The following is a 15,456-nucleotide window of genomic DNA, read 5'->3' on the forward strand; positions in this document are numbered from 1 at the left end:
ACGCGTGGTGATCAAGAGACGGCACTGGGCGTTACCGGTGGCGGCGCTGGCCCTGCTGGCGACCGGCTGTGTGAACGCGCCGGGCACCCCGGCGGCGGAGCCGACCGTCGCACCCTCCACGTCCGTGGCCCGGTCCGTGGCCCGGGTGTGCGCCAAGCCCGCGGCCGGTCCTGCGAAGGCGCCGGCGGGCGCGGTGACGGTCGACCCCGCGGTGGTCGGTGACCTGGCTACGAAGACCAAGAGCAGCCCCCCGAACACCACGTTCTGGCTTCGACCGGGCAGGCACCGGCTCGACCCGGACCGCTACTCCCAGGTCATCCCCAAGAAGGGGGACCGCTACCTGGGCGCGCCGGGCGCGGTGCTCGACGGCCGGAAGACCAACCAGTACGCGTTCGGCGGTACCGCCCGCGACGTCACCATCCGCTACCTGACCGTGCAGCGTTTCGTCGCACCGCACAACGAGGGCGTGGTCAACCATGACTCGGCCTACGGATGGGTGATCGAGCACGCGACGATCCAGCACAACTCCGGTGCCGGGCTGATGGCCGGGGCCCGCCAGCGGGTCCGCGCCAGCTGCCTGCGCGGCAACGGACAGTACGGAATGAACGCGTACAAGGCCGGCGACCCCCTCAGTGACCTGGTGGTCGAGGGCAACGAGATCGTGGCCAACAACACCGATGACTGGGAGCGGCGGCGGCCGGGCTGCGGCTGCACCGCGGGCGTGAAGTTCTGGGCCGTCAACGGCGCCGACGTACGCGGCAACTGGGTGCACGACAACCGTGGAGCCGGGTTGTGGGCGGACACCAACAACAACGACTTCCGCATCGAGGACAACGTGCTGGAGGCCAACGACGGTGCCGCGCTGATCTACGAGACCAGCTACAACGCGGTCGTCCGGAAGAACACCATCCGGCGGAACAACTGGGTCGAGGGCCGCAAGGCGGCCGACCGCGGCGACAGCTTCCCGTTCGCGACCGTCTACCTGTCCGAGGCCGGCGGCGAACCACGGATCCGCGCCCGCACGGACAAGATCGAGATCTACCGGAACGTGCTGGAGAACAACTGGTCCGGGATCACCCTGTGGGAGAACGCCGACCGGTTCTGCAACAGTCCGGCCAACACCTCGTCAGGTGACTGCACGTTGCTGGCACGGCACTCCGACCGCTGCGCGCGGCCGGCGATCGCCACCGCGCCGCTCTACGCCGACTGCCGGTGGAAGACCCAGCGGGTGGACATCCACGGCAACCGCTTCGTACTGGACAAGTCCGTCGTCGAGTGCACGGTCAAGTGCGACCGCATGGCGGTGCTGGCCAACTACGGCACCTATCCGGACTGGTCGCCGTACCAGGGCGAGCGGGTGGCCGAGGCGATCACCCACGAGCAGCACAACCGCTGGCACGACAACGTCTACCTCGGACCCTGGACGTTCGTCGCCCACGACCCGAGCCGGGTGCTCGACTTCGGGCAGTGGCGGGGCACGCCCTACCAGCAGGACGCGGGCAGCACCCTCGACCCACGGGCCGGTGGTTGAGATGGGCGGGGACCTGCGCCGCGGGGGGCTGCCGGGCGGACCGGACACGACGGCGGGCACGCAGCCCGGCGCCGAACCGCGCCCTGCCGGCACACCGAAGATCGTCGGGATCGTCTGGGGGTTGCTGGTCCTCAACACGCTCGGCTCCGCCGGGGCGAAGACCATCATCCCGCTGCCCCGCTCCCTCATCCAGTTGGTCACGATGGGCGCGCTGGCCGCCGCGTTCGCACTGGCGCTCGCGCTCAATCCCCGGCTGCGCATCCGGGCCAGCGCCTTCGTGTTCCTGCTCACCCTGCTGCTGGTGCCGAGCGTGCTCTCCAGCGTGCACCTGACGTCCGGGTTCGGCGCGCTGTTCCGCTGCGCCCGGCTGGCGCTCTTCGTCGGCACGCTGTGGCTGCTCAGCCGCTGGTGGGACGGCAGCCCGACGTTCGTCCGGCACCACATCCGGATGTACTTCGCGGTGCTCGGGTCGGTCGCCGCCGGCGCGGTCGTCTCACCGGGCGCGGCCATGCCCGAGCTCTACGGCGGGCGGCTGGTCGGCGCGTTGTGGCCGCTCACCCCGCCGCAGATCGGACAGTACGCCGCGGTGATCATCGGGCTCACCGTGCTTCTCGTACTGGGCCGCCGGGCCGACAGGGCCGGCGCGGCGGTGATCATCGTGCCGTCCCTCGTCCTGCTCACGTTGACCCATACCCGGACGGCCACGCTCGGCCTGCTCATCGGGTTGGCGTTGGCGATCGGCTCGCTCGTCCTGACCAGCGCCGCCGCCCGCCGTTTCTTCGTCTGGGCGGTGCTGTGCGCCGCGGTGGCCGCGGTGGGGTTCGGCTCCGCGCTACGGGCGTGGTTCCTGCGCGGACAGAGCCAGGAGTACCTGACCAGCCTCACCGGTCGGCAAAAGGTCTGGGACGCCCTGCTGGCAGCCCCCCGGACGGTCGCGGAGCAGCTGTTCGGCGTGGGTCTGGGCGACAAGTCCTTCGGCGGGCTGCCGATCGACAACAGCTGGCTGGCCGTCTACCAGGAGCAGGGGCTGACCGGCGTCGCCCTGGTGGCGGCGATCATCATCGTCCTCGGCGGTGTCGCGTTGCTGCGGCCACCGTCGCTGCCGAGGGCCTGCGCGATCTTCCTGATCAGCTACTGCGCGATCGCGTCGTACACCGAGGCCGGGCTGGGCGACGCCTCGCCGTATCTGCTGCATCTGGCCGTGGCCGCCTCGCTGTTGGCGGCACCCGCCGCGGCCACGCCCCGTGCGACGCCCGAGGTCCCTCGACTCTCGACACCCGAGGTCCCCCGACGACGCATCCCGCGATGGGCCCGGAAATCGGAGGTGACCTGAGCATGCACGTCCTCGTGGTGCACAACCGCTACGCCTCGGCGCAGCCGAGCGGGGAGAACAAGGTCGTCGACCAGGAGGTGGCGCTGCTGCGCGGGGCCGGCCACCGGGTCGAGGTGTTCGAGCGGCGCAGCGACGACATCGCCGCCCGGTCCCTGCCGGGCAAGGTCGCCGTACCGCTGCTGGTGCCGTGGAACCCCGCGGTCCGCAAGGAGCTGGGCGCCCGGCTGCGCAGCGAACGGCCGGACGTGGTCCACGTCCACAACGTCTTCCCGCTCCTGTCGCCCGCGGTCTTGGCGGCCTGCGCCGACGCCGGTGTGCCCGCCGTCGCCACGCTGCACAACTACACCCAGGTCTGCCCGCCCGGCACGCTGCAGCGGGACGGCCGGCCGTGCACCGAGTGCGTCGGCTCGGCGCCGCTGCCCGCCGTCCGGCACGGCTGCTACCGGAGCTCCCGGCTGGCGACGGTGCCGCTCGCGGTCAGCCTGTCGGTCAACCGGCGGCGCTGGTGGTCCGGCGTGGCGCGGTTCTTCTGCATCTCCGCGGCGCAGCGCGACGTCCTGGTGGGGGCCGGCATGCCGGCCGAGCGGCTGGCGGTGAAGCACAACTTCGTGCCCGACCCGGACGCCCGCCGAACGGGCGCCGGCGAGCATCTGCTCTATCTCGGCCGGCTCGCGGAGGCCAAGGGCGTGCGGCTGCTCATGGCCGCCTGGGACGAGATCGCGGCGGGCGGCGGTGTGGGCGTGCCGCTCGTGCTCGCGGGCGCGGGGCCGCTGGAGCGGGAGGTGACCGCGTGGGCGGCGGGCCGGGACGACGTGCGCTACGTCGGCCTGTACGACGCGGAGGAATGCCGTCGGGCCGTCGCGCGGTCGGTCGCCGTGGTGGCTCCCTCGACGTGGCTGGAGGCGTTCGGCCTGGTGGTCGTGGAGGCGATGGCGGCGGGGGTCCCGACCGTCGCCGCCGGTCACGGCGCCTTCGTCGAACTCGTCGAGGACGGGGTGACCGGGCTGCTGCACCAACCGGGCGAGCCCGCCTCGCTCGCGTCCTGCCTACGCCGGATCGCGGCCGAGCCGGCCCGCAACCGGGAGATGGGCCGGGCGGCCCGCCGCCGCTACGAGCAGGGCTTCAGCCCGGAGGTCGGGCTGGAGCGCCTGGTGGAGGGGTACCGCACCGCGATCGCGGGGCGGACGGAATCAATCGGGGACCGAATCAATGGGGGGCAGTAAATGACAAGTTGCCGACTCTGCGGCTCGGCGACGCTGGCGAGCGTCGTCGATCTGGGGGCGACACCACCCTGCGAGAGCTTTCTCGCCGCGGACCAACTGGACGAGCCGGAGCCCGCGTACCCGCTGCACCTGCGGGTCTGCACCGACTGCTGGCTCGCGCAGATCCCGCCGCTGATCACTCCGGAGGAGACGTTCAAGGAGTACGCGTACTTCTCCTCGTACTCGACCTCCTGGGTGGAGCATGCGCGCACGTTCGTCGCCGACGCCGTAGAGCGGGTGGGTCTCGGCACCGACGGCTCCGAGGCCTTCGTCGTCGAGGTCGCGAGCAACGACGGGTACTTGCTGAAGCACGTGGTGGACCGGGGGATCCGCTGCCTGGGCATCGAGCCGTCGGTGAACGTCGGCGCCGCGGCACGGGAAGCGGGTGTGCCCACGCTCACGGAGTTCCTCTCCCCGGACACCGGCTCGGCCGTCCGCGCCGAGCACGGCCCGGCGGACCTGGTCGTGGCCAACAACGTGTACGCGCACATCCCCGACGTGGTCGGGTTCACCCAGGGGCTGCGCGCCCTGGTGGCCGACGACGGCTGGGTCTCCATCGAGGTGCAGCACCTGCTGACCCTCATCGAGGAGAACCAGTACGACACGATCTACCACGAGCACTTCCAGTACTACACGGTCGCGTCCGCGATCCGCGCCCTGGCGAGCGGCGGACTCGCCCTCGTGGACGTCGAGTTGCTGCCCACGCACGGCGGCTCCATCCGGCTGTGGGCCCGACCGGCCGAGGCGGCCGGTGAACCGTCCCAGAGGGTGGCCGACGTGCTGGCCCGCGAGAAGGCCGCCGGGCTCCAGGAGCTGTCCGGGTACACCGAGTTCTCCGCCCGGGTGGCCAAGGTGCGCCGGGACCTCCTCACGTTCCTCGTCACAGCGGCCGAGCGCGGCGAGACGGTCGTCGGCTACGGCGCCCCGGGCAAGGGCAACACCCTGCTCAACCACTGCGGCATCCGGCCCGACCTGCTCGCGTACACGGTCGACCGCAACCCCTACAAGCACGGCAGGTTCACCCCGGGCACCCGCATCCCGATCCTGCCGCCCGAGCAGATCGCCGCCGACAAACCGGACTACGTCCTTGTCCTCCCGTGGAACCTGCGGACCGAACTGGTCGAGCAGCTTTCCTTCGTCCACGACTGGGGCGGCCGCCTGGTCTTCCCCATCCCGGAACTGAGCATTGTCGAGGTAGAGCGATGAAGGTCGTCCTGTTCTGCGGCGGTTACGGGATGCGGATGCGCAGCGGTGCCGCGGACGATGTGCCCAAGCCGATGGCGATGGTCGGCCCCAGGCCGCTGATCTGGCACGTCATGCGCTACTACGCGCACTTCGGGCACACGGAGTTCATCCTGTGCCTCGGCTACGGGGCCCACCACATCAAGAACTTCTTCCTCACCTACGAGGAGACGACGTCCAACGACTTCGTGCTGCGGGGCGGCAGGACCGAGCTGCTGTCCACCGACATCGCCGACTGGACGATCACGTTCGCGCAGACCGGCATCGAGTCACCGATCGGTGAGCGGCTGCGCCGGGTGCGCCACCACCTGGACGGCGACGAGATGTTCCTCGCCAACTACGCCGACGTGCTCACCGACGCCCCGCTGCCGGAGATGATCGACCGGTTCGCCGCGCGTGACGCCGGCGCGTCGATGATGGTGGTACCGCCGCAGTCCTCCTTCCACTGCGTGGAGCTGGGCGAGGACGGCCTGGTGGGGGGCATCACCGCGGTGAGCGAACTGCCGCTGTGGGAGAACGGCGGCTACTTCGTGCTCCGCCAGGAGGTCTTCGACCACATACCGGAGAACGGGGACCTGGTCGCCGACGGATGTGCCCAACTGGCCAAGCGCGGGCGGCTGGTGGCGCATCAGCACCGCGGCTTCTGGAAGCCGACCGACACCGTGAAGGAGCGGGCCGCGCTCGACGACGCCTACGCCCGGGGCGACCGCCCGTGGGCCGTGTGGGAACGGGACGGCGCGGGGGCGCACGCGACCGGCAGCAGGCACGGCGTCGGAGCGGGCGCGTGATCCGGCTCGGGGCCGGGCCCCTGGACCGGATCGTCGCGGTGGGCGCGCACTGCGACGACATCGCCATCGGCGCCGGCGGCACGCTGCTGACGCTGTGCCGCGCGCGGCCGGGTATCCGCGTCGACGCGCTGGTGCTCTCCGGCGGCGGCAGCGACCGGGAGCAGGAGGAGCAGGCCGCGCTCGCCGCCTTCTGCCCGGGCGCCGACCTGCGGCTGACCGTGCTCAAGCTGCCGGACGGGCGGATACCCGCGCACTGGGAGGAGGCCAAGGCAGCGGTCGAGGAGCTGCGCGAGCGGACCGAGCCGGACCTGATCCTGGCCCCGCGCACCGACGACGCGCACCAGGACCACCGCGGCCTGGCGCAGCTGCTGCCCACCGCGTTCCGCGACCACCTCGTCCTCGGCTACGAGATCGTCAAGTGGGACGGCGATCTCGGCCGCCCGTCGGCCTACCAGCCGCTGACGCCCGAGACCGCCGAACAGAAGGTGCGGCTGCTGCAGGAGCACTACCCCTCGCAGCGGCACCGGCCCTGGTACGGCCGGGAGGCCTTCCTCGGCCTTGCCCGGATCCGCGGTATCGAATGCCACGCCCGCTACGCCGAGGCGTTCGCCGTCACCAAACTCATGCTCAACCTGGGCACTTTCACTGTGGGGGACTGAACATTGCGCGTACTGCTGACCGGACACCAGGGCTACCTGGGCACCGTGATGGCCCCGGCCCTCAAGGCCGCCGGGCACGAGGTCGTCGGCCTCGACGCCGGCCTGTTCGCCGACTGCGTGCTGGGCGAGCCGCCCGCGGACCCGTCCGGGCACCGGGTGGACCTGCGCGACGTCACGGCCGAGCACGTGGCCGGGGTGGACGCCGTGATCCACCTGGCCGCGCTGTCCAACGACCCACTGGGATCGCTGGCGCCGGAACTCACCTACGACATCAACCACCACGCCTCCGTACGGCTGGCCCGGCTGGCCCGCGACGCCGGAGCACGGCGCTTCCTGTACGCCTCGACCTGCTCCGTCTACGGCGCCGCAGGCGGTGACGACCTGGTGACCGAGGACGCCCCGCTGCGCCCGGTGACGCCGTACGCGGAGTCCAAGGTGCGGGTCGAGGACGACCTGCACGCGCTAGCCGACGGCGACTTCACCCCGGTGTTCCTGCGCAACGCCACCGCCTTCGGCTACTCGCCCCGGCTGCGCGCCGACATCGTGCTGAACAACCTGGTGGGCCACGCGCTCCTGTCCGGCGAGGTGCTGGTGCTCTCCGACGGCACGCCCTGGCGCCCGCTGGTGCACGCCGCCGACATCGCGCGGGCCTTCACGGCCGCGCTGACCGCGCCGCGGGACGCGGTGCACGACCGGGCGTTCAACATCGGCAGCGAGATCAACAACGTCACGGTCGCCGAGATCGCCGAACAGGTCGCCGAGGCGGTGTCCGGCGCGAAGGTGGTGATCACGGGGGAGACCGGTGCCGATCCGCGGTCCTACCGGGTGGACTTCTCCCGGTTCCGCGCCGCGATCCCCGGCTTCGACTGCGCGTGGACTGTGAAGCAGGGCGCGCTCGAACTCGCCGACGCCTACCGGAAGTTCGACCTGACCCGGGAGGACTTCGAGCGACGCTTCACTCGCCTCGCCGTGCTGCGCGCGGCGTCCGACGCCGGCGCCGTCGACGACACCCTGCGGCGGCGCCGATGACCGCGACCGGCGAGGAGATGCACGCGCTGGTGGAGCGGCTGTACCCGCTCTGCCGGAGCATCACCGGCGACGGTGTGCGCGCCACCCTGGAGATCGTCGGCGAGTACCTCCCGCTGCAGGTGCACGAGGTGCCGACCGGGACGCAGGTGCTCGACTGGACGGTGCCGCAGGAGTGGAACATCCGCGACGCGTACATCGCCGACCCCACCGGCCACCGGGTCGTCGACTTCGCCGCGTCCAGCCTGCACGTGCTCGGCTACAGCGTGCCGGTGTCGGCCACCATGCCGCTGTCCGAGCTCCGCGGGCACCTGCACACCCTTCCGGACCACCCGACGTGGGTGCCGTACCGCACCAGCTACTACAAGCCGGAATGGGGGTTCTGCCTGGCCCAGGAGACCTTGGACGCGCTACCGGACGGCGCGTACGAGGTGCGCATCGACTCCACGCTCGAAGACGGCCACCTCACCTACGCCGAGCACGTGATCCCCGGGCAGGTCCCGGACGAGGTGATCGTCTCCTGCCACGTCTGCCACCCGTCGCTGGCCAACGACAACCTGGCCGGCATCGCGGTGGCGACCTTCCTGGCCCGCGCGCTGGCGGAGACGACGCCGTACTACACCTACCGGTTCGTCTACGCACCCGGCACCATCGGCGCGATCACCTGGCTGGCCCGCAACGCGGAGCGGATCGACCAGGTCAAGCACGGTCTGGTGCTGGCCTGCGCCGGCGACCGGGGCCAGTTGACGTACAAGCAGAGCAGACGCGGCGACGCGGAGATCGACCGGGTGCTGCGGCATGTGCTGACCGCCACCGAACGCCCGCACCGCATCGCCGAGTTCACTCCGTACGGCTACGACGAGCGGCAGTACTGCTCGCCCGGGTTCGACCTCGGCGTGGGCTCGCTCACCCGGACCCCCTACGCCGGCTACCCCGAGTACCACACCTCGGCGGACAACCCGGACTTCGTCTCCCCGGAGGCGATGGCGGACACCCTCGCCGTCTGCCGCGAGGCCTTCGCCGTCCTGGACCGCAACCGGCGGTACGTCAACCTCAGCCCCTACGGCGAACCGCAGCTGGGCCGGCGCGGGTTGTACGACGCGCTCGGCGGCCGCAGCGACACCCAGCAGGCCCAGATGGCCATGCTCTGGGTGCTCAACCTCTCCGACGGCGAGCACGGTCTGCTGGACGTCGCCGAGCGGTCCGGCCTGCCGTTCGACACCGTCGCCGCCGCGGCCGACGCCCTGCACGGCGCCGGGCTGATCAAGGCATGACGCCGATGGCCATCGAGGGGGAGAAGACGACGGCGCCGGCCGGATCCGTCCGGCGCGCCTTCGTCGGCCGGCTGTCCTGGGGGCTGGCCGACCAGGCGGCCTCCAGCATCAGCAACTTCGCGGTGGGGATCTATGTCGCGCGCTCGCTGGGGGTGACCGCGTTCGGCGTGTTCAGCCTCGCCTGGGTGACGTACGGCGTGGTGCTCAACGTCTCCCGGGGGCTTGCCACCGATCCGCTCGTGGTGCGCTTCAGCGGCGTGTCGGACGCGTCCTGGCGCGGGGCGGTGGCCCGGTCGTCGGGTACCGCGCTCGGCCTCGGAGCCGCCATCGGCGCGGCGTGCCTGGTGGTCGGCCTCGCGCTCGGCGGGCGCGTGGGGCCCGCGTTCGCCTGTCTCGGTGTCATGTTGCCGGGGCTGTTGCTCCAGGACGCCTGGCGGTACGCGTTCTTCGCCGCCGGCGCCGGGCGGAAGGCGTTCGTGAACGACGTCGTCTGGGGCGTCGCGCTCGTCCCGGCCATGGTGGTGGCGGCCCGCGTGGGCAGCGTGGCCGCCTTCGTGCTCGCCTGGGGCGCGTCCGCCACGGTGGCCGCGGGGTACGGCTACGTCCAGTCCGGCATCCTGCCCCGGACGGCCCGGGCACGCGCGTGGCTGCGCGAACAACGCGACCTCGGCTACCGGTACCTGGTCGAGAACGTCAGCCTCAGCGGCGCGAGCCAGCTGCGTGCGTACGGGCTCGGCGCGATCGCCGGGGTCGGTGCGGTGGGTGCGGTCCGGGGCGCCGAGCTCCTGCTCGGCCCGTTCCTCGCCGTGCTGATGGGGCTGTCGCTGGTCACGGTCGCGGAGGCGGCGCGGGTGCTGCGGCGGGACCCGCACCGCCTCGGCACGTTCTGCCTCCTGCTGGGCGGCGGGCAGGCCGTCGCCGCGCTGCTCTGGGGCGGGGCGCTGCTGCTGATCCCGGACCGGCTCGGCGAGCTCGTGCTCGGCGACGTCTGGCACTCCGCCGCACAGCTCATCGTGCCGGTCACCCTCGGCGTCGCGGGCGCCGGCCTCGGCACCGGCGCGGCGGCGGGGCTGCGCGCGCTCGCCGCGGCCCGGCGCAGCCTGCGCAGCCAGCTGTTCGCCTCCGCCTGCTACGTCGCGGGCGGCCTCGGCGGGGCGGCCCTGGCCGGCCCGGTCGGCTCGGCCTGGGGGATCGCCACCGCGACCCTGGTCGGCTCGGCCGTGTGGTGGCTCCAGTTGCGGTCCGCCCTGCGCCAGCGTCTGAAAGAACCCATTCCTGAAGTGAGGACGTCATGACCGACCATCCCCGCCCTCCCCGGCTGAGCATCGGCCTGCCCGTGTACAACGGCGAGGAGTACCTGGCCGAGTCGCTCGACGCCCTGCTCGGCCAGACCTACGAGGACTTCGAGCTGGTCATCACCGACAACGCCTCGGCCGACGGGACCGAGGACATCTGCCGCAAGTACGCCGCGCAGGACTCGCGCATCCGCTACCTCCGGCTGCCCCGCAACATCGGCGCCGCACCGAACCACAACTACGTGTTCACCCGGTGCCGCGGCGAGCTGTTCAAGTGGGCCTCGCACGACGACCTCTACGCCCGGGACCTGCTGCGGACTTGCGTGGAGGCGCTGGACGAGCGGCCGGACGTGGTCCTCGCGCACTCCGACCAGGCGGTCATCGACGGCGCAGGGCAGGTGAAGGTCCCGTACGCGTACGGTCTCGCCACCGCCTCGCCGCACGCGCCGGAGCGCTTCCGCAGCTTCCTGTTCGAGCCCGGCGGCGACGACTTCTACGGGGTGATGCGCGCCGACGTGCTGCGCCGGGTGAAGCCGCACGACAGCTACCACCACGCGGACCGCACGTTCGTCGCCCAGCTCGTCCTCCAGGGGCCCTTCCACCAGGTGCCGGAGCTGCTGTACTTCCGCCGCGACCACCCCACCCGCGCCGAACGCGCGAACCCTTCCAAGCGCTCCCGGTGCGTCAACCTGGACCCGCGCCGGGCCGGCCCGCTGCACCCGACGCCCCGGCTGCTCGCCGAGTACGTCTGGGGCTTCGCCTCGGCCATTCAGCGGGCGCCGCTCTCCGCGGCCGACCGGCGCGCGTGCTACCGGCACCTGCTCACGTGGATGACGAGTCGGGCCCGGCCGGGCGCGGGGGAGCGGGTCGAGGACCGCGCACCGGTCGACCCGGGACTGCTCAGCCTCTCCGTCGACGACCTCGTCGCCGGACGTGAGGGTCGTACAGGGAGGCAGACATGACGTCCGCGGACGAAACCCCGGTGCGCGTCGGGGTCTTCGGCCTGCTCGGCTCCGGCAACCTCGGCAACGACGGGTCGCTGGAGGCCGTGCTCGGCTACCTCCGCGCCGAGCACCCGGAAGCGGTCGTGGACGCGCTGTGCGGCGGGCCCGACGTCGTCGCGGCCCGGTACGGGATCCCCGCCACGCGGCTGCACTGGAACCGCGCGGAGTACCGGACCGCGTCACGCGCGGGCGCGATCGCGGCGAAGGGGCTGGGCAAACTCGTCGACGCCGTGCGCACCGCCGCCTGGGTGCGCCGGCACGACGTGGTGATCGTGCCGGGCATGGGCGTCCTGGAGGCCACACTGCCGCTGCGGCCGTGGGGCTTCCCGTACGCGCTGTTCCTGCTCTGCGCGAGCGGTCGGCTGCTGCGCACCCGGGTCGCGCTGGTCAGCGTCGGCGCCGCCGAGATCGGCAACCGCCCCACCCGCGTCCTGGTGCGCTGGTCGGCCCGGCTGGCCGCGTACCGGTCGTACCGGGACGCCCTGTCCCGCGACGCGATGCGGGCGATGGGCGTGGACACCGCGCGCGACGAGGTCTACCCGGACCTCGCCTTCGCCCTGCCGACGCCGCCGGCGAGCCCGCCCTCGGGTCCCCCGGGCGGCCCGGTCTGCGTCGGAGTCATGGCCTTCCACGGCGGCAACGACGACCGCGCCCGGGCCGAGGAGATCCACCGGCGCTACCTCGACGGGACGACCCGCTTCGTCCGCACGCTGGTCGAGGACGGCAGGCCGGTCCGGCTGCTCACCGGCGACACGTGCGACGCGCCGGTGGTCGCCGCGATCCTCGACGCGGTGGACTCACCGCTGGTCACCGCGGCCGAGACGTCCTCACTGGCCGACCTGATGAAGGAGACGGCGGCCGCCGACACCGTGGTGGCGACCCGCTATCACAACCTGGTCTGCGCGCTGAAGACCGGAACTCCGACGCTCGCCCTCACCTACGCGGCGAAGAGCGACGCCCTCATGGACCGGATGGGCCTTGCCGCGTACTGCCATCCGGCCCGCGAAGTCGACGCCGACCGGCTCCTTGAGCAGTTCCGGGCGCTGGAGAAGCGATCGGCGGAGCTGCGGCAGACCCTCACCGAGCGGAACCGGGCCGCGGCCCGACAACTCGACGACCAGTTCACGGCCTTGACCACGGCGTTGTTCCCACCGACCACCAACGCCAAGACCAAAGCCGGCGCCAACGCGAACGTCAACACCAATACCGACGCCAGCGCCGACATCACCGCCAATGCCCAAGCTCGGCAGGAGAGTTCATGAAAGCGATCGCGGTCCCGGAGATCTCCGGCGCGTACCTGTTCGAGCCGACCCCGTACGCCGACGAGCGCGGCTTCTTCTGCCGCACCTTCGACGCCGACGTGGTCCGCTCGGTGGGCCTCGACCCGGACACCTTCATCCAGGACAGCGTGTCCCGCTCGGCCCGGGGCGTGCTGCGCGGCCTGCACCTGCGCTCCGGCGCCGGCGAGGCCAAGCTGGTGCGCTGCTCGTACGGGCGGATCTTCGACGTCGTCGTCGACCTGCGCCCCGACTCACCGACCTACCGCAACATGGCCTCCTTCGAACTGTCCGGCGAGACACAGACAACCCTGTACATCCCGGCGGGATGCGCGCACGGCTTCCAGGCGCTGACCGAGACCGCCGACACCTCGTACCGGATCGACCGCCCGCACGATCCGTCCGAGGACGTGACGATCGCCTTCGACGACCCTGAACTCGCCATCCCCTGGCCGCTCCCGCCCACCCTCATGTCCCAGCGGGACCGGGAGGCACCGAGCCTCGCCGAGGTCCTGAAGCAGAAGGAGAGCTGAAGTCAGCGTGGAAACCGAAGAGTTCAGCCTGCCCCGGTCGCGGACGGCGAACGAGCGGCTGCACGCCCTGATCCCCGGGGGCGCGCACACCTACGCCAAGGGCGACGACCAGTACCCCGAGGACCTGGCCCCGGTCATCAGCCACGGCCGCGGCGCCCACGTGTGGGACATCGACGGCAACCGCTACATCGAGTACGGCTCCGGCCTGCGGTCGGTCAGCCTCGGCCACGCCCACCCACGCGTGATCGAGGCGGTGCGGCGGGAACTCGACCGCGGCAGCAACTTCGTCCGGCCGTCCATCGTGGAGGCCGAGGCCGCGGAGCGCTTCCTGGCCACGGTGCCGACCGCCGAGATGGTGAAGTTCGCGAAGAACGGCTCCGACGCCACCACCGCCGCGGTGCGCCTCGCCCGCGCCGTCACCGGGCGCCCGCGGGTGGCCCTCTGCGGGGACCACCCGTTCTTCTCCGTCGACGACTGGTTCATCGGCACGACACCGCTGTCCGCAGGCATCCCGACGGCGACCACCGAACTCACGGTCTCCTTCCCGTACGGAGACCTGGCCGCCACCGAGGACCTGCTCACCCGCCACCAGGACGAGATCGCCTGCCTGATCCTCGAACCCGCCACCCACACCGAGCCCCCGCCCGGATACCTCGCCGGCCTGCGCGAGCTGGCCGACCGGCACGGCTGCGTACTGGTCTTCGACGAGATGATCACCGGCTTCCGCTGGTCCGAGGCGGGCGCCCAGGGCCTGTACGGCGTCGTCCCCGACCTCTCCACGTTCGGCAAGGCGCTGGGCAACGGCTTCGCCGTCTCCGCGCTCGCCGGGCGCCGCGAACTGATGGAGCGGGGCGGTCTTCGCCACTCCGGCGAACGCGTCTTCCTGCTGTCCACCACGCACGGCGCGGAAACACACTCCCTGGCAGCCGCGATGGCCGTGCAGACCACCTACGTCGAGGAGGGCGTCACCGCGCGGCTGCACGCCCTCGGCGAGCGGCTGGCCGCCGGTGTCCGCGACGCCGCGACCGGCATGGGCGTCGGCGACCACGTCGTCGTCCGGGGCCGGGCCAGCAACCTGGTCTTCGCCACCCTCGACGAGAACCGGCAGCCGTCGCAGCAGTACCGCACCCTGTTCCTGCGCCGACTCCTCGCGGGCGGAGTGCTGGCCCCGTCGTTCGTGGTGAGCAGCGCGCTCGACGACGCCGACATCGACCGCACCGTCGAGGTGGTGGCCCAGGCGTGTGCGGTGTACCGGAAGGCACTGGACGCCGCCGACCCCACCCCCTGGCTGGCCGGGCGACCGGTGAAGCCCGTCTTCCGCCGCTTGGCGTGACGTGCCCTGACGCAACGTCAGCGAAGCTCTCCCCGCCCGGTGTCGGCCGTTCGATCAACCGGCGCGTCGACCGGTCCATCGACAGGCCCGTGGACCGGCCCGTGGACCGGCCCATCGGCCATCCGGTCGGCCATCCGGTCGACCAGCCACGCGGTCGCCGGGACCCCCGCCAGCGCGGTGCACCAGCCGCCGAGGACATCGGTCGGGTAGTGCGCGCCCAGGGCGACCTGCGCCCAGCCCATGGCGGCGCCGGCGACCAGCGCCGCGGCGAGCACGAGTAACAACCCGGCCGTCCGGCCAAGCCCGAACCGCCCCGTCACGAGCAGCGTCACCATGAGGGCGAGCGCGGTGAGGAAGGCGGTGTGCCCGCTGGGGTAGGACAGGTTGTCGGCGCCGTGGATGGTGCGTCCTACCAGGTGCTTGAGCAGCGTCGCCGCCCCCACGGCCAGGCCGGCACCGGCAACGACGAGCACCGCCGCGCGCGGACGCCGAAGCAGCAGGCAGCCCGTCACGGCGACCACGACCAGCGTCGCCGCTCCCACGGGCTCCCCCAGGAAGTCCGTCACCAGGGCGACGTACCGCCATGGCGGCCCCACCTCGTCCAGCGCCGCCGAGATCCGCGCGTCCACCCTGCCGGGCTCGCCGGCGTCGGCATACCGGACCCCGAGCACGACGACCACCAGCGCGGCGAGGACCGCGATCAGCCCGAGCCACGCGCGCAGCGCTGGGGGCAGCACCGCGGGCACCGGCCGACCGGTCACCCGCCCAACACCGCGTCCGGTCGACCTTCGCTGCACCTTCCGCTCCCCCCGGGGCCGTTGACGCCGTATCACCCGACGCTACCGCGATGCCGCGCTCCCGAGAGGCTCGACGAAGCGTTGAGCGCCCCTCACGTACGT

14 protein-coding genes are annotated in these 15,456 nt (G+C 72.3%); 13 read left to right on the top strand and 1 reads right to left on the bottom strand.

Translation table 11 applies throughout. The annotated features are described in order from the left end of the window. The first annotated feature begins 4 nt into the window (after positions 1-4). The 13 genes from ACFWZH_RS17915 to ACFWZH_RS17975 are packed head-to-tail and all read left to right on the top strand — an operon-like array spanning position 5 to position 14,557. Positions 5-1,531, top strand: coding sequence for a right-handed parallel beta-helix repeat-containing protein (locus ACFWZH_RS17915; protein WP_384431357.1), 1,527 nt, complete (start codon positions 5-7; stop codon positions 1,529-1,531). A 1-nt stretch (position 1,532) separates the two neighbouring features. Next, entirely contained in the window at positions 1,533-2,864 is a 1,332-nt protein-coding gene (locus tag ACFWZH_RS17920) for an O-antigen ligase domain-containing protein (RefSeq protein WP_384431727.1), read from the top strand. A 2-nt stretch (positions 2,865-2,866) separates the two neighbouring features. Further along, entirely contained in the window at positions 2,867-4,087 is a 1,221-nt protein-coding gene (locus tag ACFWZH_RS17925; RefSeq protein ID WP_384431360.1) for a glycosyltransferase, read from the top strand. After that, entirely contained in the window at positions 4,088-5,332 is a 1,245-nt protein-coding gene (locus tag ACFWZH_RS17930; RefSeq protein ID WP_384431363.1) for a class I SAM-dependent methyltransferase, read from the top strand. Continuing rightward, positions 5,329-6,156 carry a glucose-1-phosphate cytidylyltransferase gene (locus tag ACFWZH_RS17935; protein WP_384431366.1) on the top strand — a complete coding sequence of 276 codons (828 nt, stop codon included), beginning with the start codon at positions 5,329-5,331 and terminating at the stop codon, positions 6,154-6,156. The genes ACFWZH_RS17930 and ACFWZH_RS17935 overlap by 4 nt, the downstream gene beginning before the upstream one ends. Beyond that, entirely contained in the window at positions 6,153-6,815 is a 663-nt protein-coding gene (locus ACFWZH_RS17940; protein ID WP_384431369.1) for a PIG-L deacetylase family protein, read from the top strand. Before ACFWZH_RS17935 ends, ACFWZH_RS17940 begins: the two co-directional genes overlap by 4 nt. Positions 6,816-6,818: 3 nt before the next feature. After that, positions 6,819-7,844, top strand: coding sequence for an NAD-dependent epimerase/dehydratase family protein (locus ACFWZH_RS17945; protein ID WP_384431372.1), 1,026 nt, complete (start codon positions 6,819-6,821; stop codon positions 7,842-7,844). Beyond that, positions 7,841-9,115 carry a DUF4910 domain-containing protein gene (locus ACFWZH_RS17950; protein ID WP_384431374.1) on the top strand — a complete coding sequence of 425 codons (1,275 nt, stop codon included), beginning with the start codon at positions 7,841-7,843 and terminating at the stop codon, positions 9,113-9,115. The genes ACFWZH_RS17945 and ACFWZH_RS17950 overlap by 4 nt, the downstream gene beginning before the upstream one ends. 5 nt (positions 9,116-9,120) lie before the next feature. Further along, positions 9,121-10,410 (top strand): hypothetical protein, encoded by a 1,290-nt coding sequence (locus tag ACFWZH_RS17955; protein ID WP_384431730.1) that lies wholly within the window; start codon positions 9,121-9,123, stop codon positions 10,408-10,410. Beyond that, positions 10,407-11,372 (top strand): glycosyltransferase family 2 protein, encoded by a 966-nt coding sequence (locus tag ACFWZH_RS17960; protein WP_384431377.1) that lies wholly within the window; start codon positions 10,407-10,409, stop codon positions 11,370-11,372. Before ACFWZH_RS17955 ends, ACFWZH_RS17960 begins: the two co-directional genes overlap by 4 nt. Then, positions 11,369-12,676 carry a polysaccharide pyruvyl transferase family protein gene (locus ACFWZH_RS17965; RefSeq protein WP_384431380.1) on the top strand — a complete coding sequence of 436 codons (1,308 nt, stop codon included), beginning with the start codon at positions 11,369-11,371 and terminating at the stop codon, positions 12,674-12,676. The genes ACFWZH_RS17960 and ACFWZH_RS17965 overlap by 4 nt, the downstream gene beginning before the upstream one ends. Then, positions 12,673-13,224 carry a dTDP-4-dehydrorhamnose 3,5-epimerase gene (rfbC, locus tag ACFWZH_RS17970; RefSeq protein WP_384431383.1) on the top strand — a complete coding sequence of 184 codons (552 nt, stop codon included), beginning with the start codon at positions 12,673-12,675 and terminating at the stop codon, positions 13,222-13,224. Before ACFWZH_RS17965 ends, rfbC begins: the two co-directional genes overlap by 4 nt. 7 nt (positions 13,225-13,231) lie before the next feature. Next, positions 13,232-14,557 carry a glutamate-1-semialdehyde 2,1-aminomutase gene (locus tag ACFWZH_RS17975; protein ID WP_384431386.1) on the top strand — a complete coding sequence of 442 codons (1,326 nt, stop codon included), beginning with the start codon at positions 13,232-13,234 and terminating at the stop codon, positions 14,555-14,557. A gap of 17 nt (positions 14,558-14,574) precedes the next feature. Here ACFWZH_RS17975 and ACFWZH_RS17980 read toward each other — a convergent pair whose 3' ends face one another. Further along, positions 14,575-15,318 carry a phosphatase PAP2 family protein gene (locus ACFWZH_RS17980; protein ID WP_384431389.1) on the bottom strand — a complete coding sequence of 248 codons (744 nt, stop codon included), beginning with the start codon at positions 15,316-15,318 and terminating at the stop codon, positions 14,575-14,577. Positions 15,319-15,456: the final 138 nt, after the last annotated feature.

Origin of the sequence: Streptomyces sp. NPDC059008 (genome assembly GCF_042749045.1) — a bacterium.
In the GTDB taxonomy this organism is placed as follows: Bacteria; Actinomycetota; Actinomycetes; order Streptomycetales; family Streptomycetaceae; genus Streptomyces.

Coding starts and splice junctions, on each gene's coding strand:
- ACFWZH_RS17920 (WP_384431727.1), top strand. CDS start 1,533: ATGGGCGGGGACCTGCGCCGCGGGGGGCTGCCGGGCGGACCGGACACG.
- ACFWZH_RS17925 (WP_384431360.1), top strand. CDS start 2,867: ATGCACGTCCTCGTGGTGCACAACCGCTACGCCTCGGCGCAGCCGAGC.
- ACFWZH_RS17930 (WP_384431363.1), top strand. CDS start 4,088: ATGACAAGTTGCCGACTCTGCGGCTCGGCGACGCTGGCGAGCGTCGTC.
- ACFWZH_RS17935 (WP_384431366.1), top strand. CDS start 5,329: ATGAAGGTCGTCCTGTTCTGCGGCGGTTACGGGATGCGGATGCGCAGC.
- ACFWZH_RS17950 (WP_384431374.1), top strand. CDS start 7,841: ATGACCGCGACCGGCGAGGAGATGCACGCGCTGGTGGAGCGGCTGTAC.
- ACFWZH_RS17955 (WP_384431730.1), top strand. CDS start 9,121: ATGGCCATCGAGGGGGAGAAGACGACGGCGCCGGCCGGATCCGTCCGG.
- ACFWZH_RS17960 (WP_384431377.1), top strand. CDS start 10,407: ATGACCGACCATCCCCGCCCTCCCCGGCTGAGCATCGGCCTGCCCGTG.
- ACFWZH_RS17965 (WP_384431380.1), top strand. CDS start 11,369: ATGACGTCCGCGGACGAAACCCCGGTGCGCGTCGGGGTCTTCGGCCTG.
- rfbC (WP_384431383.1), top strand. CDS start 12,673: ATGAAAGCGATCGCGGTCCCGGAGATCTCCGGCGCGTACCTGTTCGAG.